The organism is Bradyrhizobium sp. 1(2017), from assembly GCF_011602485.2.
In the GTDB taxonomy this organism is placed as follows: Bacteria; Pseudomonadota; Alphaproteobacteria; order Rhizobiales; family Xanthobacteraceae; genus Bradyrhizobium.
The window spans coordinates 4,358,445-4,380,072 of the sequence record NZ_CP050022.2; the positions used below are offsets into that span (position 1 = coordinate 4,358,445).

Consider the following 21,628-nt stretch of genomic DNA (forward strand, 5'->3'; position numbering starts at 1 on the left):
CTAGATCGGCACGCTCTGCGGCCGCTTCCACCGCACCCACCAGGCGACGATCAGCCGGGTCAGGGTGAAGGCGGTGAACACCGTGGTGATGATGCCGATGCCGAGCGTCACGGCAAAGCCGCGCACCGGACCGGTGCCGATGTAGAACAGCACCGCGGCAGCAATGAAGGTGGTGATGTTGGAATCGAGGATGGTCGCCAGCGCTCGCTTGAAGCCGGCGTCGATCGCCGAGATCGCATTGCGGCCGCCACGCAATTCCTCGCGGATGCGCTCGTAGATCAGCACGTTGGAATCGACCGCAATGCCGACGGTGAGCACGATGCCGGCGATGCCGGGCAGCGTCAGCGTGGCGTTGAGCAGCGACAGCAGGCCGAAGATCATGGCGACGTTGATGGCCACCGCGATGTTGGCGAACACGCCGAAGAGCCGGTAGGTCACGAGCATGAACACAATGACGAGGATCGAGCCGACATAGGCCGCAAGCTCGCCCTTCTCGATCGAGTCCTGGCCAAGGCCCGGACCGACGGTGCGCTCCTCGACCACGGTCAGCGGCGCCGGCAGCGCGCCGGCGCGCAGGAGGATCGCGAGGTCGTTGGCCGATTGCACGGTGAAATTACCGGAGATCTGGCCCTGGCCGCCGGTGATGGGCTCGCGGATGACGGGCGCCGAGATCACCTTGTTGTCGAGCACGATCGCGAACGGCAGCCCCACATTCTCCTGTGTGGCCTGCGAGAACTTGCGGGCGCCCGACGTGTTGAACTTGAAGCTGACGACGGGTTCACCGGTGCGCTGGTCGAAGCTTGCCTGGGCGTCGGTCAGATCACCGCCGGCGACCAGCACCTGTTTCTTGACCACGTAAGGCGTCGGCGGTGGCGAGGCGCTCATCAAGAGCTCGGAGTCCGGCGGCACCCTGCCCTGCTGCGCCTGATCCGGCGGCACGGAGGTGTCGACCATCCGGAATTCCATCTTCGCGGTTCGGCCCAGCAGCTCCTTCAGACGGGTCGGATCCTGAAGGCCGGGGACCTGCACCAGGATGCGGTCGTTGCCCTGACGCTGGATCACGGGCTCGACGGTGCCGAGCTCGTTGACGCGACGTTCGACGATCTGGATCGACTGCTCGATGGTCTTGCGCAGGCGATCAAGTATCGCGGCCTGCGGGACGCTCAGCCGGATCACGCCGCCGCCGGCATCGGCCACTTCGAGGTCGCGCTGACCGCTGGATCCCATGAGGCCGCCCAGCGGCTGCGATAAATCCCGCAGCTTGGCGAGCGCGGCCTGCGCATCTGATTCTTTGGTGATGCGAACCTCGACCGCGTCGTTGCGCACGGTAACACCACCGGTGAAGCCGATCTTGGCGTCACGCAGCGTCCGGCGAACGTCGTCGCGGATCTGGTCGAGCCTCTCCTTCTTCACGTAGGCGGCGTCGACCTCGAGCAGCAGATACGAGCCGCCCTGGAGGTCGAGGCCGAGCACGAGCCGGCGCTGCGCCCAGGCGGGCCAGGTCTTGACCTGCGCCTCGGGGAAGAAATTGGGGACCGCGCAGAGGCACACGATCAGCGCCGTCAGGATAATCCCGAGCGCCCTCCACCGCGTGAAATACAACATCGACTGGACCTGTCAGATCAGGAGACTTGGGATGCTCGCGGAAGCGCTCACTTCGACGCGGCGTCGTCCTTGGCGGCTTCCTTGCTATCCTTGGATTCCTTGGCCGGCTCGCCCTTGGCGCGCACGCCGGAGATCATCTGGCGCATCTGCCGCACGCGCACGCCGTCGGAAATCTCGAACTCGATCTGGTCGTCGTCGACGACCTTGGTGACCTTGCCGACGAGGCCGCCCGACGTCACGACGGTGTCGCCGCGGCGGATGTTCTTCACGAGGTCGGCGTGGTCGCGGACCTTCTTCTGCTGCGGACGCAGAATCAGGAAGTACATGATCACGAAGATCAGGGCGAACGGCAGCAGCGACATCAACATGCTGTTGGTGTCGCCGGCGGCCGCAGCCTGGGCATACGCAGGGGTAATCAGCATTCGGACGATCCTCGTGACAACGGGAGAAGCCGGTCAGGCCCTCGAAGGCGACCGGTTCGGTCAAATTCGCGCGGACTATAGCGGCCATTGCCCCAATTGCAACGCTGCCAGACCGCCCTTTTGGCCACCTTGCGGCGCGGCGTCAGGCCCGATAAGGCTGCGTTCTCAGGAACTTCGGACATGCCCAAAAACCATAGCAAACGCCCGGCCGGCAAAGGCCCCAGCACCCCTGCCCGCAAGCCCGCCCGCGTCGCGGCAAAACGCCCCACGGAGGCCGTCAAGGCGGCCCCTGATCTCTCCCAGGAGCGCCTCGTCCGCGCGCTGGAGAGCATTGCGGCCCACCTCGCCGCCCAGGGCAGTCCGGCCATTGGGCCCGAGTCGTTCGAACGCGCCGATGCCTATGTCTGGCACCCCGACGGCCGCCTTTCGGCCGTGCCGCGGGTCAGCCGCGTCGAGCTGTTCCTGCTCAAGGGCGTCGACCGGATGCGCGACATCCTGATGGAGAACACCGAGCGTTTCGCAGCCGGCTTGCCCGCCAACAACGCCCTGCTCTGGGGCGCGCGCGGCATGGGCAAGTCGTCCCTGGTGAAAGCGGCACATGCCAGCATCAATGCCGACCGCAAGCCCGCCGACAGGCTGAAGCTGATCGAGATCCACCGCGAGGACATCGAAACGCTGCCGACGCTGATGGAGAAGCTCCGCGACGCGAGCTTCCGCTTCATCGTGTTCATCGACGACCTGTCCTTCGACGGCAACGACGCGTCCTACAAATCGCTCAAAGCCGTGCTCGAAGGCGGCATCGAGGGCCGGCCCGAGAACGTTCTCCTCTACGCCACGTCCAACCGCCGCCATCTGCTGGCGCGCGACATGATCGAGAACGAGCGTTCGACCGCGATCAATCCCGGCGAAGCGGTCGAGGAGAAGGTCTCGCTGTCGGACCGCTTCGGCCTCTGGCTCGGCTTCCATCGTTGCAGCCAGGACGAATATCTCGCCATGGTGCGCGGCTATTGCAGCCATTTCGGCATCAAGATCGAGGACGAGGCCCTGGAGCGCGAGGCGCTGGAATGGTCGACCACGCGCGGCTCCCGCTCGGGCCGCGTCGCCTGGCAGTTCGTGCAGGAACTGGCGGGTCGGCTGGGCGTGAAGCTGGCGGCAACGTAGCGGTCGGATCGCAACCCGGGTGTCTTTCCCCGAAAACGGGGAATCAAGGGCGCGTGCGCATCAAACCCGGCTCGGGCGGCGTGCAGGGATCTGGGGTGCCAAGCTTGACCGGAGGGAGCCTCTTGAAGCTCGCTTCCAGATCGGCGACCCCCGGGTTTTGCGCGCCCACCCAGTTCGGCGCCAATTCCTGACCCTCCGCTGGAGCCGGCGCCCGGTTTGAGCCCTTTCCGGGTTCACCCTTACTTCGTCACCCTGTGACGGGTCGGCGCAACCGTGCTTTCGGGCGCGGCGGGCGAGATCGCAAAGGTCAGCCAGGTATTCCAGCCCGACGGCCGGTTTTCCGCACCGAATTCGCCATATCCCTTGATGTTGAGATATCCCTGCATGCCGCCAACAGGGAAAAGGTAGCCGAACTGCGGACCGATGCCGAAAACCCGCGACCTGAATCCGCCAAGGGCCGGCAGTCCGCCGGTATCGTCGGAGACCTGCTGATAGGCATAGCCGACCAGACCTACGAAGGCCTGCTTCGAGAGAAATTTCGACGCGCCCCAATCGAAGTGGAAATCGACCCCGCTCCGAACCAGCGTGTCCGGGTTCTTGAAGTTGTACGTGAAGCCGCCGACACCGGAGAATTCATATCCTGTCACGGGGTTGAGGTAAGTGTAACCCCCGCCTGCGTCGATGGCGCCATGACCGATGCCGATGTTGGAGAGGCGGCTGGGTTCATAGGCGCCGACTGGAATGTCGCCGGTCACGTAGGTCATGTAGTTGTGGACGCCGTCGTGCCACTTCATCGTGACCATGGGGTAGAGGTCGCCGAAGCCGGTGAGCGAGTCCGATATGCTTCCCGTGCGGGTCGCCGAAATCGGACCGAACCCGGTCGTCAGCGTGCCATCGAGGGTCGTGCTGTTTCGGCCGTAAACGCCCATGACGGTGACGGACAATTGTGCGCCGAAGACCGGTGTCGCGAACGTATACGTCGGAGCCAGGAACACCAGGTCTGGCGGCGCATTGAGATTTACGTTCAAGCTGACATTGACGTTTGGCGAGAAGCGGCCGATCTGAACTTCTCGGGCCGCAGCGGCCGAACCGGAGGCGGACACACTGGTGTGGTAGTAGATCGTCCCGAGGGACCAGCCGGGCACGCTGGGTGCCGCTGCCAGACTGCCGAACAGTCCCGGGACCCAGAATGAAATTCCGCTCTCGTCGGCACTGGCGATCTGCGGGAAAAACGCGAGAGCTGCAACCACAACCGAGCTGAGCAGGGTCCGTTGAGAGGCACCCGCAAATTCCAACGTGGGCTTCATCTGCAAATCTCCAAACGCCACGGGTGATGTGCATCAGGCTTTCGCAGTCGCGAACACACCTTCCGTTGTAAGACCTGGTCCCGTCATGAGGCCAAAGCCCATCTCGAAAGGAGTCCGAGTTACGACTCCGGTCTGCAAGTAAGCCATGTTCCAGAGCCGATGTCCGTTGTGAATTGGCCACAACCTAAAACTTAGTTGGCATGCTCCGCCCGATGGCGTGCATTTAGCTGATGGTTGGGTCCCACCGCATTCGCGCAGCCAAGAGCCCTACGATTTCACCTCTAATCAAACGGAAAGATCCTCTTCCAGTCCTTCTTCATGTCCACAACGGTCCACCTGTTCAGCGCTGCAGCATCGAGAGCGACATCGAGCTTGCCGAAATGCGATTGGCGATCGTAGGCGTATTCGCGTTCCGCGTCGGTATGGTGGACGATCAGGCCGAACCGTGCGCCGCTGGTGCCGAGTGTCGCCCATTGCAGCATTTCGAGGTCGCCATCGGAGTTGCCGAAGGCGGCGATCGGACGCCGGCCGATATGGCTGTTGATCCCGATCGGCTTGCCGGCCTTGTCGTCGATGAAATCGACCTCGGGCAAGCGGAATAGAACCGGCGTGCTGTCGCGCATTTCAAATCGGGTCTTGATTGACGATCCGACGACCTGCTCCGGAGGTATGCCATAAACCTGTTCGGTCCACGGCCGCATGAATTCGATGCCGCCACCTGACACGATGAAGGTCTTGAAGCCGTTGGCGCGGAGATAAGCGAGCAATTCGAGCATAGGCTGATACACGAGCTCGGTGTAGGAGCGCTTGAAGCGAGCATCACGCGCGGTCGCAAGCCAGTCTTTGACGATCTTCTCAAACTCCGCTGTCGTCATGCCGGCGTGAGTCACCGCCACCAACTCGGCCACGCCCTTTTCTCCGGAAGCTGCGAGCGCCTTCAGGTCCCCGTTCAGCACTGCCGCGAACGGCTGCTTGTCCTTCCATTCCGGATGCATGGGCGCAAGAACCTTCACGCGGTCCAGCGCAAAAGCGAGCTGCACATACATCGGCTGCTCGATCCAAAGCGTCCCATCGTTGTCGAAGGTCGCGATGCGTTGATCGGGCGGTACGAAATAGGGCCCGCCATTTTCCGTGACACGCGCGACGAAGTCGAGGATTGACGATTTGGCCGCGCCGTCGTTCCAGGAGGGAAGCGCATCGCGCTGCACTTGAGCCTCCGCCGTGGTCGAGCGAAGCGAGGCAGAGAGCAACGGAAGCATCGCCAGCGACGACAGCAGGATGCGGCGGTTGACGCCGAATAAGGCCCGAGGGATCGACATGGTTGGTCCTTTCGACAGCGAAAGCAGGGATCTTGAAGGCCCTAAACGGGCGCTCCGACGCGGAGCGCCCGCTCACCGCACCTTTATTTGCTATTTGCCAGCCGGCGACTGCATGGCCTTTTCGATCTGCTCCTTGACCGCTTCCAGGTTGAAGCTCGCCCCTTTCTGCATCGGCGGAAACTCGATCGCCGTCTGGGCGAGCTTGCCGACCTCTTGCTGCACAAACTGGAAACGCCAGAACTCGAAGACAAACCAGTTGTAGTATGCCAACGATCCCTTATCGCCGCTTGGCAGGCCGGTACGTTCGAACGGATCAAGCCGAATGTTGGTGAGGATCGGCCAATCCACCTTGACCGTGCCGCCTAACCAGCCGCTCGGCTGATCGGTGAAGCGATATTTGAAGTCGTCGATGCGTACCGCGCTCAGTGTGCCCTCGGTGAAGTAGAAGATCGAGTGGCGAGCAGACGGACCCTTCCCGGTAATCAGGTCCATCTGGTTGTACCCATCGAGATGAACCTTGTAGGTCTTGTCGCCAAACTGCCGCTCAGCAACAGATCGCGGCGTTTCATTCCAGGGCCGGATTGCGGCACAACGTCGTGGGATTCTTCTGGCGGACGTTTGCTACTCATCACATGCTCCTACCGTTGCTATGCATTGGCGCTGTTTGCTTGATGCATCGGAAGCTGACGTCACTTGTGGTTGTGCCGACCGGACCGGCGCGATCCACTCGACGACATTGCTCGCCATTCCGTTGCGGGCACCCCGTCGCGGGGGCGCCCGCCTCGTCGGATCACGCTCGCCGCATGCGGCTAATCGCTGCGGCCGGCCGTCCTGGCCTGCTTGATCTGCTGTATCACCTGTTCGAGGTTGTAGCTCGCCGGGTCCTGCAGCGGCGGGAATGGAATGTAGCTCTCCAGTTCCTTCAGCCAGAGCGCCTGGCCGATCGGCAGCATGTTCCAGTCATAGACGTAGGCGGTAGACGGGGAGCCGATTGAGCCGCCCTGGCCCATGAGGGTCTTGTATTGTGAACCGATCGAGGTCTCGAACGGGTCTCGCTTGATGTTGACGACCTGGGCCCAGTGATAAGGCAGCGCTCCGGCGATAAAGCCGGCCGGGTTGTCGGATACCATCGTGAAATAGATCTTCCAGTTCTTGTAGCGGACTGCTGACGGGTCCTTGCCCGAATAGTAGAAGAAGGTATCGCGCGCCGACTTTTCCGAACGCCCGGAGAGGTACTCGGTCTGATCGACGCCATCGAGCGTGGTTTTCACGATGCCGGGATATTGGCCGGCCTCAATACGCCTCTTCAGTTGGTCGCCCTTTGCGCCGCCGGCGATGTTGACAAGCGTCGGCAGCCAGTCGAGGGCCGCGAACATTTCGTTCTTGATGGTACCGGGCTTGATGACCCCCGGCCAGCGGATGAGAGCCGGAGCACGCATGCCGCCTTCCCAGGTGCTCAGCTTGCCGCCCTTGAACGGCGTGGTGCCGCCATCCGGAAAGGTGATGGTCTCGGCACCGTTATCAGTCGTGAACACGACGATCGTGTTATCGAGCTGTCCCATGTCCTGCAACTTCTGCAGCACATAGCCGATGTTGTCATCCATCTGCTTCATGCCGGCCTCGTTGAGGCCCCAGTCCTTGCCGCCCTGCTCGCCGATCATGGCCGCGTATTTGTCATTCAGCACGGTCGTGATGTGCATGCGCGCAGGATTGTACCAGACGAAGAAGGGTTTGCCCGTCGTCTTCGGATCGTTGCGATCCATGAAGTCGATGACCTTGGCCGAGATTTCCTCGTCGACCCCCTTCGACCGCTCAAGGGTCAGTGGACCCTGATCGATACACTGCTGGGTTCTTGATGAACCATCCGACTTGCACGACAGGATGTTGCGCGGAGGCGTCAGGCAGACCGTCGTTTTCGGATCGACTGCGCCCGGCACCTCCGGGATGCCGGGGATCGGCGTGTTCTTGCACGGTGGTGCCACCGTCTGCTGCGTGGGGGATTTATTGATGTCCGGGAAGCTCACGCCCTGCATGGCGTCAAGGTGATACAGGTAGCCCCAGTATTCCTGGAAGCCATGCGCGGTCGGCAGTGCGTCGGTGTGATCGCCGAGATGGTTCTTGCCGAACTCGCCGGTGTTGTAGCCGAGATCGAGCAGGAACTTGGCGATCGCGGGGGTGCCGGGCCGCAGATAGGACGGGCTCCCGGGCAGCTGCGGAGGAATCATTCCGGTTCGCAGCGGATGCATGCCGGTGAAGAAGGCATTGCGACCGGCGGTGCAGCTCTGCTCGGCATAGTAATGCGTGAAGATCGCGCCTTCGTTGCCGATGCGATCGATGTTGGGCGTCTCGCCGACCATGAGGCCGCGATGGTAAATGCTCGGCTGGTAGAGGCCGATGTCGTCGCCCATAATGAAAAGTATATTGGGTTTCTGTGCCGGTTGCGCGGTTGCCGGCGTGCTCGCTAACCCGGGCAGCGACATCAACATGGTCGCGCCGAGCAGCGAGGTGCAGGATCTCTTGTACCAATTGAATGTCGTGCGCTGCCTCGCAATCGAAAGCTTGTCGTCGAATACGCAATTCAACATGGCATCGCTCTCCCGTTATGACGTGTTTGAGACACCTCTCCTGATGCACCGAAATCCAAGATGACTTGTGGATGTGTCGACCGGCTCCGCATGCCGCGCAGCCGGCCGGTAGCGCCGGCAGTAATTCGGCGCGCACAAATGCGAGCCGCCTTTGATGACCTTGCGTGGAATCTTGACGTTGGTCGTTCTGGGGTCGTAGCTATCGGCCTCGCGGCCGCCGCGCGGGTTCTCTGGAATGCAGCAGGCTTTCGCAGCGTCGGCTTCATGCCGAGGCGAATACCAGTCTGACGTCCATTCCCAGACGTTGCCGATCATATCGTGCAGCCCATATCCGTTCGGCGGAAACGAGGTGACCGGCGATGTCCTTTCGTACCCGTCATCCCTGGTGTTCTGGCGTGGAAATTCGCCCTGCCAGGTGTTGGCCATGTGACGGCCCTCGGGCGTAAATTCATCTCCCCATGCGAACTCGGCGCCGTCCAGCCCGCCGCGCGCCGCGAATTCCCATTCCGCTTCGGTCGGCAAATCCTTGCCGGCCCATTTTGCGTAGGCGATCACATCGCTGAACGCCACGTGCACGACGGGATGATCGTCCAGCCCACGGATGTCGCTGCCCGGCCCGTAGGGATGCCGCCAGTCCGCGCCTTTGGCGAAGGTCCACCACTGGCTGAAGTCCCGGAGATTGACCGGATGCGCCGGCGGAGAGAACATCAGCGAACCCGCGTAGATCATATGCGGGAGAATTCCGGGATAATCCTTTGGATCGGGCGTGAGTTCGGCAACGGTGACGTGGCCGGTAGCTCTGGCGAATGCCTTGAATTGGCGGTTCGTCACTGGATGGCGATCCATCCAGAACGCATCCACGGTGACGCGGTGAACCGGCGCTTCCTCCGGATAGTGCCGATCCGAACCCATGCGAAACGTGCCGCCCGGCACGTACAGCATCCCCTCACCTGCTGGATGCTGGTACGACTGTCCGGGATCAGGCGACGATGTCGTATCAGCCAGCTTCACGCCGATCTCCCGGACCCGTGCATCATTAGCCTGCGGCGCTACGGAAACGGAACGCCACTCTTCCAGGTTGATCTAGATCAAGAGTTCCGGATTGGCTGTTTCACGCCGGCTCTGGGTCGCTGGCAAGCCTAGCCATGTCCTCGGCCTGGCGACCGCCGCCTCTGGAATACTAGATCGCCCGCACTAGGCGGGCGATGACAACATATTGGTGGTAATTGCGCACCCGACTCTGTGGGCCCGCGTCTCACGCTCCGTTCAGGAATTGAAGCGGGTCAACCGGGCTCGATCCCTTGCGGATTTCGAAGTGGAGCTGTGGCGATGCCACTTCGCCGGATTGACCCGACTTGGCAATGACCTGACCGCGCTTGATGGTATCGCCGCGCTTCACCAACAGCTCACTCGCATGGGCATATGCGGTAACATAGCCGTTGGAGTGCCGGACCAGGACCAGATTGCCGTAACCTTTCAGCTCGTTGCCGGAATAAGCGACGACGCCGTCTTCGGCGGCCTTGACCGGCGTCCCCTCGGGCACCGCGAGGTTGATGCCGTCATTGGACTTGCCGTTGGTCTTGGCGCCGTAGGTCGTGACCACCTTGCCGCGCACCGGCCAGCGGAAGGTCGGCAGCGCGCCGGTGGCTTCCGCAGCCTTCGCCGGCGTGTCCGCGGGCTTCTCTTCGACATTGGCCGTGGCCTGGGCCAGGCGTGCGCTCTGCACGGGGGCGGCAGCGGCCATCTTGGTGGCGGGCGCCGGAGCGGCCGCGACGGGCTGGAGCGTACCTGCAACCGGAGCGGCTGCGACCGGAGCCGCAGCGGGCGCCGCGACGGCGGCGGTCTTGGCACCGGGCACGGTCAGCTTGGTGCCGAGCTTGAGCTTGGCCGACGGGTCGAGGCCGTTGGCACGGGCGAGCTCGGCCGCCGAGATACGGTTCTTGCGCGCGATGCTGGCGAGCGTGTCGCCGCGGTTGACGAAGTGCGTGCTCGGCGGCGCAGCCACGGCCGCAACCGGCTTCGCAGCGGGCACGGCCGCAACGGGCGCCATGGCCGGTGCGGGCGCTGCGGCAGTGGCCGGATGCGGGATGATCAGCTGCTGGCCGGGCGAGAGCGCCCGCGGGCCCTTGTAGCCGTTGGCCGCTAGGATCGCCTGCGGCGTGACGTGATAGCGCTTGGCGAGCACGTCGAGCGTGTCGCTGGTGCCGACGATGATCTTGGTTCCACCGGCCGGCTGGGCGGCAGCAACCGAGCGCGGCGGCACGGTGGCCGTGGTCTCCAGATGCGGCTGCGCGGGCGGCGCGTAGGAGCTGACACCGCGCCCGCCTCCGGATACACCGCCACCACCCGAGACGGGGTAGGATTGCGGCGCGGACACCGCCGGCGCAGGCAGGGGCTGGGACTGATAATAGCCGGGCTGTGTCTGCAGCCGCGAATATTGCGGCAGCTCGCGCTGCGGCGGCGGGGCCTGTTGCACCGATCCGGTCTGGTCAGATGCAAAGGGGTTGGAGAAGTTTGACTGGGACAGCCGCGACGACATGTCGGCGCTGCACCCCGCAAAGCTGAAGGAGATCAGCGCCAGCACCGCGACCTGCGGCACACGGCGCGAGTAAAGCAACTCGGCGACGATAGACATGGTTACTCACTCGTACGCAACAGAACTGGTGTTTTAAGTAAACACCCGCCGAGTAAATAACGGCTTAACCCTCCCAATAAGATGTTGGCAGCACAGCCGATCCGGAAATCTACAGCTCCCGCGCCACGCCGGGCAGTGCCGGCACGAAGCGGACCTCGACGAGTTCCTTGCGCTCGATCCCCCTTTCGGAGCGGCTGAGGCGGGTCAGCGTCTGCACGCCCTGATGCGGGCCGACCGGTGCGATCAGGATGCCCCCGATCTCGAGCCGCTCGACCAGGTTTTCGGGAAGCTGCTCCAACGCGGCGGTGACGATGATGCGGTCGAACGGGCCAATATTGGGAGGCAGGTTGAGGCCATCGCCCAGCATCACCTCGACATTGTGACAGGCTATCTTTTCAAGCCTGGCGCGTGCGGTGTCCGCCAGCTTGCGGTAGCGCTCGACCGTGAGCACCTGTCCGGCGAGGCGCGACAGCACGGCGGCCTGATAGCCGGAGCCGGCACCGATCTCGAGCACGCGGTGATGCTTCTGGAGCTGGAGCTGCTCGGTCATGTAGGCGACGACGAAGGGCTGGCTGATGGTCTGCCCGCAGTCGATCGGCAGCGCGCTGTCGCGATAGGCGCCCTCGCGGTCGGCCTCATCGACGAACTGCTCGCGCGGCACTTCCTCCATGGTCCGCAGCACCGCTTGATCGCTGATGCCGCGACGTCTCAACGTGAGCTGAAACATCATCTTTTCGGGTGGGTGCTGATGGGAGGTCATTGCCGCCAATGCTGTCTTGTCGGGTCTGGGAGGTCGCCCGGTCCGGCCGCGAGAATCTTGTTCCTGCTCAGGAACCCATGATACCCTTCACGCAACGCATTTGACCACAAATTGGCTTGCAACGGGCGGGCCGTGATGGCCATTTTCGGGCATCCGTTCGTCGAAACGCGCATTGCGTCGATTCATGTTATCTGCGAACGTTTTTGGGAATGGGCAAGGACTCAACGATGACTGCGACAGGGCTTTCCGGCCGCTCTGTATTCCTCGTCGAAGACGAGGTCATGATCCGGATGATGGTTGCGGACATGCTCGAAGAGCTGGGTTACAAGGTCGCAGCCGAGGCAGGCGACATTACCGAGGCCATGCGGCTCGCCCAGGCGACCGAGTTCGACATCGCCATTCTCGACGTCAACGTCAACGGCAAGGTCATCTCGCCGGTGGCCGATGTCATCAAGGCGAAGGGCTGCCCCTTCATCTTCGCCACCGGCTATGGCTCCTCTGGCCTGCCCGAACAGTACCGCGATCGGCCGGCGCTCCAGAAGCCGTTCCAGCTCGACGCCCTCGGCAAGACCATCGAAGCCGCGCTGCGCGGGGGTTAGGAAATTTCCGTAGCCCGGATGGAGCGAAGCACTACTTCAGCGTCGCGCTCAATTCTTCCGAAAACGCCTCATTGGTGCGATCGAGCCTGAGCGGCGTGACCGAGACGTAGCGCTCGCGCAGCGCCGCGAGATCCGTTCCGTCGGCGGGTGTGTCCATCATCGCCGCGCGCTCGAAACCGATCCAGAAATAGGGATTGCCGCGGCCGTCCTTGCGCTCGTCGACCCTGAGGAAACCGAGATTGCGCTTGCCCTGGCGCGTGACGCGGATGCCCAGCACCTCGTCCGGCGCGCAGGACGGGAAGTTGACGTTAATCACCGTGTCCTTCGGGACGCCGGCGGCAATCACCTTCCGCACGATGTCGGGCCCGAATTTGCGCGCAGTGTCCCACGGCAGCCGATCGCGGGTCTCGACACTGAATTCCTGCGACAGCGCGAACGACGGCAGCCCCAGGATGGTGCCTTCCAGCGCGCCGGCAATGGTGCCGGAATAGACCACGTCCTCGGCGACGTTGCGGCCCTTGTTGACGCCGGACAGCACGGCATCCGGCGGCTTGGCACCCAGGATGTGGCGCGCGCCCATGATGACGCAATCGGTCGGCGTGCCGCGCACGGCGAAGTGCCGCGGGCCCACCTCGCGTAGGCGCAAGGGGTCGTTCAGCGACAGCGAATGCGACACGCCGGACTGGTCGAGCTCCGGCGCCACCACCCAGACGTCGTCGGACAGGGCGCGCGCAATCTCCTCCACGACCTTGAGGCCGGGAGCGTGGATACCGTCGTCATTGGTGCAGAGGATGCGCATGCGAAAGGTCGTTTCCAGAAAAGCGGGTCTGAGCCGTCTTATCCGGCTCTGCCCGATCAGGCAAACCGGCCGATCCTGCCGGCGGCCAGGTTCCCGGCTTTGCTACCGGCGGATGCGCCATTGCGGCAGGAAGCGCGCGAGCCGGCCCTCCGCACGCAGCTGCATCGCCGGCATGGCCGGGCTCACGACGGGCGTTTCGATCACGCCGAGGGCCTCGAATTGCGCGATGATCGGGTCTGGCCCGGATGCCTGCGGAAAGCGTTCGCGCGCCACCGCCAAGGCCTTGTCGAAATCCGCAGCATTGACGCCGGGCTTGGCCCGCCGGCTCTGCACGAGATCATCGTCCCAGAGTCGCGCGATCTCGATGTCGAGCACGCCGCGCAGGCGCTGATCGACGGCCTGGATGCCGGCCCCCGTCACCGCCCACTGTCGGCCGACCCAGAAGATGTCGCGGTGCAAGGCCATGAACGGGGGGTTCGCGTGGACGGGCCGGCAGGATAGCCGGCCGGCCGGTGTTCGCAACCACACGTTTCCAGCGTTTCAGACCGGCAACGCGATTCCTGTCTTGATGCGTTTTCTTGATGCGAACCGGTATCCACTTCGCTCGAAAACGCTTCAGTCGCGCGCGATCACCTTCAGCCCGCCCATATAGGGCTGGAGCACGCTGGGGACCGCAATCGAGCCGTCCTCCTGCTGATAGGTCTCCATCACCGCGATCAGCGCGCGGCCGACTGCGGTGCCGGAGCCGTTCAGCGTGTGCACGAAGCGCGGCTTGCCGTCCGGGCCGCGCGAGCGCGCATCCATGCGCCGTGCCTGGAAGTCGCCGCAGACCGAGCAGCTCGAGATCTCTCGGAACATGCCGCCGTCGCCCTGCCCGGGCATCCAGACCTCGATGTCATAGGTTTTTTGCGACGAGAAACCCATATCCCCTGCGCAGAGCGTCATCACGCGATAATGCAGGTCGAGCTTCTGCAACACCTGCTCGGCACAGGACAGCATCCGCTCCAGCTCGTCCTTGCTCGCCTCGGGCGTCGTGATCGAGACCAGCTCGACCTTGGTGAACTGGTGCTGGCGGATCATGCCGCGGGTGTCGCGCCCGGCGGCGCCCGCTTCTGCGCGAAAGCACGGCGTCAGCGCGGTGAGGCGCATCGGCAATTGCTTCTCGTCGAGGATGGATTCCCGGGCGAGGTTGGTAAGCGACACTTCGGCGGTCGGGATCAGACCGAGACGCTCGGTCTTCAGCCGCTCATGGTCGGGCGCAGCGAGCAGCTCGCCCTTGATGGCCCAGAACTGATCATCCTCAAATTTCGGCAACTGCCCGGTGCCGAACATCACCTCGTTGCGCACCAGAAGCGGCGGATTGATCTCGGTGTAGCCGTGCTCGGTCGTGTGCAGGTCGAGCATGAACTGGCCGATCGCGCGTTCGAGCCGCGCCAGTCCCTTCCTCAGCACGACGAAGCGCGCGCCGGAGAGCTTTGCCGCCGCCTCGAAATCCATATAGCCGAGCGCGGTGCCGAGATCGTCGTGCAGCTTCGGCGCGAAGCTGTAGTTGCGCCTGCTACCGAACACGTGGCGCTGCACGTTGCCGTGCTCGTCGACGCCGTCAGGCACCTCGTCGAACGGGATGTTCGGAATTGCCGATAGCTCCTTCGTCAGCTCCTCGTCGGCAGTTTTCGCGGACGCTTCGAGCTCCGGCATCGTGGTCTTGAGCTCGGCGACCTCGGCCATCAGCTTGGCCGCGCGGGCCTCGTCCTTGGCCTTCTTGGCATCGCCAATTTCCTTCGAGGCTGCGTTGCGCCGTGCCTGCGCCTGCTCCGAGGCGAGGATCGCCGCACGCCGCTTCTCGTCGATCGCGAGCAGCGACGCCGACATCGGCTTCAGGCCGCGCCGTGCGAGGCCGGCGTCGAAGGCTTGCGGATTGTCGCGGATCGATTTGATGTCGTGCATGGCAATGGTCCTGGATCGGCGCGCAAATAGTCGACGTTTATGCCGACAATTCACATTGGCGCCTCCCCTAGCACAGCTGTCATCATCCGCGAAGGCGGATGATCCAGTATTCCGGAAACGGCAGTGATTCCACGATGGGCCCCGGCGTACTGGATTCCCCGCTCCAGTGCGCAATCGCGCACAAGGCGGGAATGACACCGAAGATGAGCCGCCCTATTCCGCCGGTTTGGCCGGCGTTGACACGTCGGTGCCGGTGGCCGCCCGCGAGGCCGCGACCCTCTTCTCCACCATGCCCACCGCGATGATCGAGCCCTCGTAGAGCGCCATCAGGGGAAACGCGAGGGAGCACTGGCTGAGCACGTCGGGCGGCGTCAGCACGGCTGCGATGACGAAGGCGATGACGATGAAATAGCGGCGCTTCTCGCGCAGCATCTTCGAGGTGACGATGCCGATGCGTCCGAGTAACGTCAGGATCACCGGAAGCTGGAAGGCGATGCCGAAGGCGAAGATCAGCGACATCATCAGCGAGAGATATTCGCCGACCTTGGGCAGGAGCTGGATCTGCGCGGTCTCGTCGCTGCCGGCCTGCTGCATGCCGAGCGAGAAACGAACCAGCATCGGCAGCACAACGAAATAGACCAGCGCTGCGCCCAGCACGAAGAAGACCGGGGTCGCGACCAGATACGGCAGGAACGCCTGCTTCTCGTGCTTGTAGAGCCCGGGCGCGACGAACTTGTAGATCTGCGTCGCAATGATCGGGAACGAGATGAAGCCGGCGCCGAACAGCGCGAGCTTGAGCTGGGTGATGAAATACTCCAGCAGCGCCGTGTAGATGAACTTGGAGTTCTCGGGGCCCGCGATCCACACGAACGGCCAGACCAGCACGTTGTAGATCTGCTTGGCGAAGAAGAAGCAGAAGATGAAGGCAATGCCGAAGCCGAGCAACGCCTTGATCAGCCGCGACCGCAGCTCGATCAAATGGTCCATCAAGGGGGCTTTGCTGGCCTCGATATCGGCGTCGGTCATGACGCTTTGGCGTCCTTGATCGCCTCGGATGGCGCGGTGTCCTGCGCAACCTGCGCCTGCTCGACCTCGCGGGTGATCGCGAGTGGCTCGTTCGCGGCCGCATGGGCCTCGGCTTCCATGAACGTCGCGGGCGTTGGAGCTTCCGGAGTGGTCGGCGTCGTCGGCGCTTCACTCGAAGTCGTCGGCGCTTCACTTGAAGTCGTCGGCGCTTCGCTTGAAGTCGCCAACGGTTCGACAGCGCTGCTGGCGGAAGTCTCGGCGGGCTTGTCGAGCGCATCGACGCGCAACGCGTCACTGACGTCCTTCTGGAGCGAAGTCAGCGGATTGTTGCTGGCGAAGCCGGTCGCGGCTTCCTTGACCTCGTCGAAGCTCTTCTTGAGGTCGGCCATCTCGGCCTCGCGCATGGCTTCCTGGAACTGGCCCTGGAATTCGGCGGCCATCTTGCGGGCCTTGCCCATCCACTGCCCGACCATGCGCAGCACACCCGGCAGCTCTTTCGGGCCGATGGCGATCAGGGCCACGACCCCGATCAGGACCAGTTCACTCCACCCGATGTCGAACATGAGGTCTTCCGTTCACGCGAAGCCGCAGCCGGCCCAATCCCTTGCGCGCAGGATCGGGCCGCTACCCGCGTCTCGCGTGCTCTCTGGCTCAGACGGCCTTGCTGCCGACGTCGGACCGTGCCGCGGTCGGCGCGGCATTGTTGTGCTCGATGGACTTGGCAGGCTCCTGCTTCTCAGCGGGCTTGTCGTCGTCCTGCATGCCCTTCTTGAACGCCTTGATGCCCTGCGCCACGTCGCCCATCAGATCCGAAATCTTGCCGCGGCCGAACAGCAGCAGGACCACTGCGATCACCAAGATCCAGTGCCAAATGCTGAGTGAACCCATCCTGCAACCCTCCAAACGCGCATGGCCGGGGACCCGACCGATCTTCCCCGAAACCTAGGCTCGGCAGGCCTCAAAAACAAGGACCAAGGCAGCGCCAATTCGCTGTTGGCACTACGTAATCTTGCTAGTGTTAACCGGTCGCAGGGCTGATGAACGGACGGGCGTCACGCCTCGGTGCCGCCCTCGCCGCCCCCTTCATTGCCGCCGTCCGGGGTCTCGGGCTCGACTGCAGGCGCGAGCGCGAGATCGAGCTCGTCGCCCGGTTCCAGCGGATCCTCGTCTTCACGCAGCGCCGGGTCATCGGACGGCGTCGGCACGCTGAAACCGGTCGGCAGGCGCGAATCCAGCAGCCCTGTGCCCTTCAACTCTTCGAGACCGGGCAGATCCCCGAGCTGTTCCAAGGTGAACTGCGACAGGAAGTCCTCGGTGGTTCCGAAGGTCAAGGGTCGGCCGGGCGTCTTGCGACGTCCGCGCGGCTTGATCCAGCCGGTCTCCAGCAGCACGTCCAGCGTGCCCTTCGAGGTGACGACGCCGCGGATCTCTTCGATCTCGGCGCGCGTCACCGGCTGGTGATAGGCGATGATCGCCAGCACCTCGATCGCGGCGCGCGACAGGCGGCGGGTCTCGGTGCTCTCCCGGGTCATGAGCCAGGCGAGGTCGCCGGCGGTGCGGAAGGTCCATTTGTTGGCAACGCGCACGAGGTTCACGCCGCGCGAGGCATAGTCGGCCTGGAGCTGCTCGAGCGCCGCCTTGACGTCGACACCATCAGGCATCCGCTTGGCCAGCGTCGCGGTATCCAGCGGTTCACTCGAAGCGAACAGCAGCGCTTCCAGCAGCCGCAATTCCTCGGGACGTGCCTGGGATTCGTTCTCCATCGGCTCGGCCTCTTCTACCCGCACTTCAGCCAGGCTTGCCATGGCAGATTCTCCTTCTTGCACTTAACCGACCGGCGCATCGGGCGCAGGAGCTGCGTCCGGAACCGGTTTGGGACGCCCCTTCCGGAAATAGATGGGCGCAAACGCCTCTTTCTGGTTCAGCTCGAGCTGACCCTCGCGCACCAATTCGAGTGCGGCCGCGAAGCTCGAGGCGAACACCGTCGCGCGCTGCGTCGGATCGGCGACGTGGCGGATCAGGAAGTCGTCGAGAACACCCCAATCGTCCTGTTCGCTGATGCTGCCGACCAGCCGCTCCAGCGTGGCGCGCGCCTCGGCAAGCGACCACACCGTGCGCTTGGCCAGATGCACGCTCGCCAGCACGCGCGACTGGCGCTGCGCCGCATAGGCGGTGAGCAGGTCGTACAGCGTCGCGGTGTATTTCGGATGCTTGATCTCGGCGATCTGCTCCGGCTCGCCGCGCGGAAAAATGTCGCGCAGCAATTGCTGCCTGTTCATCAGACGGTTGGCGGCTTCGCGAATGGCCTCCAGCCGGCGCAGGCGGTTGGCGAGCGCCGTCGCCATCTGTTCCGCGCTCGGACCTTCCGCACTCGGCGGCTCCGGCAGCAGCAGGCGCGACTTCAGGAAGGCGAGCCAGGCCGCCATGACGAGGTAATCGGCGGCAAGCTCCAGCCGGATTTTCCGCGCCGCTTCGATGAAATGGAGGTACTGGTCGGCCAACGCCAGGATCGAAATCTTGGCGAGGTCGACCTTCTGCTGCCGCGCCAGCGCGAGCAAGAGGTCGAGCGGGCCCTCATAGCCCTCGACGTCCACGACCAACGCCGGCTCACCCTCGGCAAGCTCTGCGGGCCGCCCGGTTTCAAACGATAGGATTTCTGCGGTCATGCCGATGCCGTGTTTGCCCGTGCGATCAATGCGTCCAGCTCAGTGCGCGCGGCCGCCCGGTCGAACGGCTGCGGCGGCTTGCGTACGGCGAGCGCGGCTTCCGCCCGCTCCAGTGCCTTGCCGGACAGTTCAGGTGTCTGGCCGGCGACGTCGCGCATCTCCTCGATGTTGCCGTTGCAATGCAGGGCTATGTCGCAGCCAGCCGCGAAGATGGCGCGGGTCCGCTCGGCGATATTCCCCGACAGCGCGTTCATCGACACGTCATCACTCATCAACAAACCCTGGAACCCGATTGCGCCGCGAATCACGTCAGCAATCATTGTCGCAGATGTCGTCGCCGGATGGGCGGGGTCGACCGCGCTAAACACAACATGTGCAGTCATGGCCATCGGCAGGTCCGACAGCGGCTTGAACGCCGCAAAATCGGTGCGTTCGAGTTCGTCCTTGGGTGTATCGACCGTCGGCAGCTTGAAATGGGTGTCGGCAGTTGCCCGGCCATGACCTGGGATATGCTTGAGAACCGGCAGCACGCCGCCCTGCTCCAGCCCGTCGGTGACCGCGCGTGCGATCGCCGCGACCTTGCCTGGCTCGGTGCCATAGGCCCGGTTCCCGATAACCGCATCGGCGCCCGGCACCGGCACGTCAGCCAGCGGCAGGCAATCCACGGTGATGCCGAGATCGGCAAGATCGGCCGCGATCAGGCGGGCGCTCAAGCGTGCCGCGGTGAGCCCGAGCGCCGAATCAGTGTCGTACAAATTCGCGAATACGGCCCCCGGCGGATAGACCGGCCAGTGCGGCGGCCCGAGCCGTTGCACCCGTCCGCCCTCCTGATCGATCAGGACAGGGGCGTCGGCGGCACCCGCAACCGACCGCAATTCCGCAACCAATGCAGCAACTTGAGCCGGTGTCGCGACGTTGCGCTTGAACAGGATGAAGCCCCATGGGCGTTCGGCGCGGATAAACTCCCGCTCGGCGGCGGTCAGTTCCGTTCCGGATACGCCGGTAATGAAGGCCCGCGTGCTCATAACGGCCGATTAACCCTGACCCGCGAGGGGGTCAAGGAAACGGCCATTAATTCCTCTGGACGAAGCAGGCAGACAGGCCTGCAGACTTCAGGCTGTTGCAGGCCTGCGTCGCCTCTTCGGCCGAGCCATAGGGTCCGGCGAAGGCGCGGTAGACGACGCCCTTGCCTTTGTCGGTGAGATCGACGCGCTTGATCACCGGCGAGCGCGAGCCGAGCACGCTGCCATACTTGCTCTGGAGCACCCGGTAGGATGCGGCGGCACTGTCCTCGCTCTGCTGCGAGGAGATCTGCACGATGTAGCCGCCACCGCCGCTGCTGGCGGGCGCGATCTGAGTGGGAGTGGTCGCAGCCATCCGCTGCGGCGGCTCGGCCGCCGGCATCGAGTGCGGCGCCAGCGACATCGGCTGGGCGCTGGCATTGGCCGAGATCGGCGGGTTGCGTGGCGCGATCGGTGCGGGCGGCGTCACCACCGGCTTGGGCGCCGTTGCCGTTGCCGTTGCCGTTGCCGGCTTGGCGGCAGCCGATTGCGGCGTCGTGCCATCGGTCTGATCACCCTTCACGGCGACCGTCCTGATCGGGCGCGGCGAATTGTTCGGCAGGGTGCCGTTGGTCGCGGCGGCCGCTCCCGCGCCCGGCGGCGGGACCGCCGACGGCGAGACGCTCGCCACCGACGGCGGATTCGCATTCTGATTCAGCGGCGGGAAGACCACGCGAGGACCGCCCGCCCTGGCGTTGACGTCGACAGGCGCCTCCTCGCGCGGCACGATCTTCTCGGTGCCGTCGCCGGTCACCATGCGATCCGGCACCTTGGCCGAGGAGTCCGTCGGCGCCGGCACGATCTTGGTCGGCGTATTGTCAGCCTTGATGATCGGCGGCTCGCCGCTGCGGGGCGAACCCACATAGGACTTGTAGGCAAAGGCCGCGCCGGTCCCGACCACCGCAAGGGCCAGGATGGCCGCAACCGTCATCATGCCGCCGCGCTGCTTCGTCGGCTCTTCGTGTTCGGCATCGGGATAGTCGTTCTGGTAGGCGTAGGGATCGTCCGGGTAGGCCGGATCCCGCTGGTAGTCCTGCTCGCCCGCCTCGAGCCGACCATAGAGCGCATCGTCGTAGCGCGACGGATCGGGCTGCGGATACGACTCTTGATAGGCCTGCTCCTGATGCGCCTGACCGTGCGGCTGGTAGGCCTGGGCCTGATAAGCCCGATCCTGATAAGCGTGATCCTGATAGGCCTGATCTTGCTGGATCCGGGACTGACGAAAATCCGGCTCCGGCGCGGGCGCCGGCGGCTGGGCCGAATAGCGATGCAATGGATGAACCGGGTTCACGGAGACGGGATAGTCAGGCTCCGGCGCGGGTGCCGGTTGCGGCTGCACATTGGCGCGCCGCATCCATGAGGGCGGTCCGGGCTGCGGCGGAGCCTGCTCGACATAATCCTGCCGATCGTCGTCCTGGCGATAATCGTGTTCCTGATAGCCCTGGCTGGGCGCTGCGGCTGGCCGCCCCTGCGCTGCAAAAAACGGATCAGTCTGTCCGATCAGGCGGGCGAGCTCGGCCAAGGGATCGTTGTCCGCTCTTCCATGCTGATCGCTGCCGCGACCGTGGTCATCGGAGGAAAACGGTCTGTCGTGATATCGTTCGGCCATCGTGATGATGCGTCCCTTCGGGAAAGCCGCGCGCCCCTCGACCAAGGCACGGCCTTCGACCCACAAGGCTTTCAACCAAGTCTAAGCGATCCGGCTTCTGCCGGTTACCCCCGAATTCCTCTTAAGT

The 21,628-nt window shown here is 64.1% G+C and carries 20 protein-coding genes and 1 pseudogene; 2 read left to right on the top strand and 19 right to left on the bottom strand.

The genetic code is table 11. The features are described 5' to 3' along the window. Positions 1-1,605, bottom strand: a complete 1,605-nt coding sequence (gene secD, locus HAP40_RS20665) for a protein translocase subunit SecD (RefSeq protein ID WP_166816088.1) — start codon at positions 1,603-1,605, stop codon at positions 1-3. Positions 1,606-1,652: 47 nt separating this feature from the next. Further along, the gene (gene yajC, locus HAP40_RS20670; RefSeq protein ID WP_166816087.1) at positions 1,653-2,027 is read right to left on the bottom strand and encodes a preprotein translocase subunit YajC; all 375 of its coding nucleotides are present in this window, start codon (positions 2,025-2,027) and stop codon (positions 1,653-1,655) included. 180 nt (positions 2,028-2,207) lie between these two features. Here yajC and HAP40_RS20675 point away from each other — a divergent pair, with 180 nt between their 5' ends. Beyond that, positions 2,208-3,188 carry an ATP-binding protein gene (locus tag HAP40_RS20675; protein ID WP_166816086.1) on the top strand — a complete coding sequence of 327 codons (981 nt, stop codon included), beginning with the start codon at positions 2,208-2,210 and terminating at the stop codon, positions 3,186-3,188. Positions 3,189-3,427: 239 nt separating this feature from the next. Here HAP40_RS20675 and HAP40_RS20680 read toward each other — a convergent pair whose 3' ends face one another. The 7 genes and pseudogenes from HAP40_RS20680 to HAP40_RS20710 all read right to left on the bottom strand — a co-directional run bounded on the left by HAP40_RS20680 (position 3,428) and on the right by HAP40_RS20710 (position 11,794). Next, positions 3,428-4,495 (bottom strand): SphA family protein, encoded by a 1,068-nt coding sequence (locus tag HAP40_RS20680; RefSeq protein ID WP_166816085.1) that lies wholly within the window; start codon positions 4,493-4,495, stop codon positions 3,428-3,430. 281 nt (positions 4,496-4,776) lie between these two features. Further along, positions 4,777-5,754 (bottom strand): HAD family hydrolase, encoded by a 978-nt coding sequence (locus tag HAP40_RS20685; RefSeq protein WP_166819430.1) that lies wholly within the window; start codon positions 5,752-5,754, stop codon positions 4,777-4,779. A 150-nt stretch (positions 5,755-5,904) separates the two neighbouring features. Further along, positions 5,905-6,357, bottom strand: a pseudogene (locus tag HAP40_RS20690) (arylsulfatase); the annotation flags it as partial. 266 nt (positions 6,358-6,623) lie between these two features. Further along, entirely contained in the window at positions 6,624-8,294 is a 1,671-nt protein-coding gene (locus tag HAP40_RS20695; RefSeq protein ID WP_166819429.1) for an arylsulfatase, read from the bottom strand. Positions 8,295-8,414: 120 nt separating this feature from the next. Beyond that, entirely contained in the window at positions 8,415-9,410 is a 996-nt protein-coding gene (locus HAP40_RS20700) for a formylglycine-generating enzyme family protein (RefSeq protein WP_166816084.1), read from the bottom strand. A gap of 244 nt (positions 9,411-9,654) precedes the next feature. Beyond that, positions 9,655-11,034, bottom strand: coding sequence for a LysM peptidoglycan-binding domain-containing M23 family metallopeptidase (locus HAP40_RS20705; protein WP_166816083.1), 1,380 nt, complete (start codon positions 11,032-11,034; stop codon positions 9,655-9,657). A gap of 109 nt (positions 11,035-11,143) precedes the next feature. After that, entirely contained in the window at positions 11,144-11,794 is a 651-nt protein-coding gene (locus HAP40_RS20710) for a protein-L-isoaspartate(D-aspartate) O-methyltransferase (protein ID WP_208024754.1), read from the bottom strand. A gap of 227 nt (positions 11,795-12,021) precedes the next feature. Between HAP40_RS20710 and HAP40_RS20715 the strand changes: the two genes are divergently transcribed. Continuing rightward, the gene (locus tag HAP40_RS20715) at positions 12,022-12,393 is read left to right on the top strand and encodes a response regulator (RefSeq protein ID WP_008547195.1); all 372 of its coding nucleotides are present in this window, start codon (positions 12,022-12,024) and stop codon (positions 12,391-12,393) included. Between the two features lie 31 nt (positions 12,394-12,424). Here HAP40_RS20715 and surE read toward each other — a convergent pair whose 3' ends face one another. The 10 genes from surE to HAP40_RS20765 form a co-directional block, all read right to left on the bottom strand. Next, positions 12,425-13,192, bottom strand: coding sequence for a 5'/3'-nucleotidase SurE (gene surE, locus HAP40_RS20720; RefSeq protein WP_166816082.1), 768 nt, complete (start codon positions 13,190-13,192; stop codon positions 12,425-12,427). Between the two features lie 102 nt (positions 13,193-13,294). Next, positions 13,295-13,657, bottom strand: coding sequence for a hypothetical protein (locus tag HAP40_RS20725; protein WP_166816081.1), 363 nt, complete (start codon positions 13,655-13,657; stop codon positions 13,295-13,297). A gap of 150 nt (positions 13,658-13,807) precedes the next feature. Then, complete coding sequence (serS, locus tag HAP40_RS20730; RefSeq protein ID WP_166816080.1) at positions 13,808-15,139, bottom strand: serine--tRNA ligase; 1,332 nt, start codon at positions 15,137-15,139, stop codon at positions 13,808-13,810. A 213-nt stretch (positions 15,140-15,352) separates the two neighbouring features. Continuing rightward, a complete protein-coding gene (gene tatC / locus HAP40_RS20735) occupies positions 15,353-16,165 on the bottom strand; it encodes a twin-arginine translocase subunit TatC (RefSeq protein WP_166816079.1) in 813 nt (270 codons plus the stop codon). After that, entirely contained in the window at positions 16,162-16,728 is a 567-nt protein-coding gene (gene tatB / locus HAP40_RS20740; protein ID WP_166816078.1) for a Sec-independent protein translocase protein TatB, read from the bottom strand. The genes tatC and tatB overlap by 4 nt, the downstream gene beginning before the upstream one ends. 88 nt (positions 16,729-16,816) lie before the next feature. Then, positions 16,817-17,053, bottom strand: a complete 237-nt coding sequence (locus tag HAP40_RS20745) for a twin-arginine translocase TatA/TatE family subunit (RefSeq protein WP_008547211.1) — start codon at positions 17,051-17,053, stop codon at positions 16,817-16,819. 164 nt (positions 17,054-17,217) lie between these two features. Further along, a complete protein-coding gene (gene scpB, locus HAP40_RS20750) occupies positions 17,218-17,970 on the bottom strand; it encodes an SMC-Scp complex subunit ScpB (protein WP_166816077.1) in 753 nt (250 codons plus the stop codon). A gap of 21 nt (positions 17,971-17,991) precedes the next feature. Next, positions 17,992-18,831: a segregation and condensation protein A gene (locus tag HAP40_RS20755; protein ID WP_166816076.1), complete on the bottom strand. Its 840-nt coding sequence runs from the start codon at positions 18,829-18,831 to the stop codon at positions 17,992-17,994. Next, positions 18,828-19,856: a beta-N-acetylhexosaminidase gene (nagZ, locus tag HAP40_RS20760; protein ID WP_166816075.1), complete on the bottom strand. Its 1,029-nt coding sequence runs from the start codon at positions 19,854-19,856 to the stop codon at positions 18,828-18,830. The genes HAP40_RS20755 and nagZ overlap by 4 nt, the downstream gene beginning before the upstream one ends. A gap of 46 nt (positions 19,857-19,902) precedes the next feature. Then, positions 19,903-21,501 carry an SPOR domain-containing protein gene (locus HAP40_RS20765; protein WP_166816074.1) on the bottom strand — a complete coding sequence of 533 codons (1,599 nt, stop codon included), beginning with the start codon at positions 21,499-21,501 and terminating at the stop codon, positions 19,903-19,905. Between the last annotated feature and the right edge of the window lie 127 nt (positions 21,502-21,628).

Excerpts from the sequence above, each read along its gene's own strand:
- scpB (WP_166816077.1), bottom strand. The coding sequence starts at position 17,970 with ATGGCAAGCCTGGCTGAAGTGCGGGTAGAAGAGGCCGAGCCGATGGAG.
- HAP40_RS20765 (WP_166816074.1), bottom strand. The coding sequence starts at position 21,501 with ATGGCCGAACGATATCACGACAGACCGTTTTCCTCCGATGACCACGGT.
- surE (WP_166816082.1), bottom strand. The coding sequence starts at position 13,192 with ATGCGCATCCTCTGCACCAATGACGACGGTATCCACGCTCCCGGCCTC.
- HAP40_RS20680 (WP_166816085.1), bottom strand. The coding sequence starts at position 4,495 with ATGAAGCCCACGTTGGAATTTGCGGGTGCCTCTCAACGGACCCTGCTC.
- nagZ (WP_166816075.1), bottom strand. The coding sequence starts at position 19,856 with ATGAGCACGCGGGCCTTCATTACCGGCGTATCCGGAACGGAACTGACC.
- HAP40_RS20710 (WP_208024754.1), bottom strand. The coding sequence starts at position 11,794 with ATGACCTCCCATCAGCACCCACCCGAAAAGATGATGTTTCAGCTCACG.
- HAP40_RS20705 (WP_166816083.1), bottom strand. The coding sequence starts at position 11,034 with ATGTCTATCGTCGCCGAGTTGCTTTACTCGCGCCGTGTGCCGCAGGTC.
- HAP40_RS20675 (WP_166816086.1), top strand. The coding sequence starts at position 2,208 with ATGCCCAAAAACCATAGCAAACGCCCGGCCGGCAAAGGCCCCAGCACC.
- tatC (WP_166816079.1), bottom strand. The coding sequence starts at position 16,165 with ATGACCGACGCCGATATCGAGGCCAGCAAAGCCCCCTTGATGGACCAT.
- yajC (WP_166816087.1), bottom strand. The coding sequence starts at position 2,027 with ATGCTGATTACCCCTGCGTATGCCCAGGCTGCGGCCGCCGGCGACACC.
- HAP40_RS20715 (WP_008547195.1), top strand. The coding sequence starts at position 12,022 with ATGACTGCGACAGGGCTTTCCGGCCGCTCTGTATTCCTCGTCGAAGAC.
- secD (WP_166816088.1), bottom strand. The coding sequence starts at position 1,605 with ATGTTGTATTTCACGCGGTGGAGGGCGCTCGGGATTATCCTGACGGCG.
- HAP40_RS20695 (WP_166819429.1), bottom strand. The coding sequence starts at position 8,294 with ATGTCGCTGCCCGGGTTAGCGAGCACGCCGGCAACCGCGCAACCGGCA.
- HAP40_RS20745 (WP_008547211.1), bottom strand. The coding sequence starts at position 17,053 with ATGGGTTCACTCAGCATTTGGCACTGGATCTTGGTGATCGCAGTGGTC.
- serS (WP_166816080.1), bottom strand. The coding sequence starts at position 15,139 with ATGCACGACATCAAATCGATCCGCGACAATCCGCAAGCCTTCGACGCC.
- HAP40_RS20755 (WP_166816076.1), bottom strand. The coding sequence starts at position 18,831 with ATGACCGCAGAAATCCTATCGTTTGAAACCGGGCGGCCCGCAGAGCTT.
- HAP40_RS20725 (WP_166816081.1), bottom strand. The coding sequence starts at position 13,657 with ATGGCCTTGCACCGCGACATCTTCTGGGTCGGCCGACAGTGGGCGGTG.
- tatB (WP_166816078.1), bottom strand. The coding sequence starts at position 16,728 with ATGTTCGACATCGGGTGGAGTGAACTGGTCCTGATCGGGGTCGTGGCC.
- HAP40_RS20685 (WP_166819430.1), bottom strand. The coding sequence starts at position 5,754 with ATGCTTCCGTTGCTCTCTGCCTCGCTTCGCTCGACCACGGCGGAGGCT.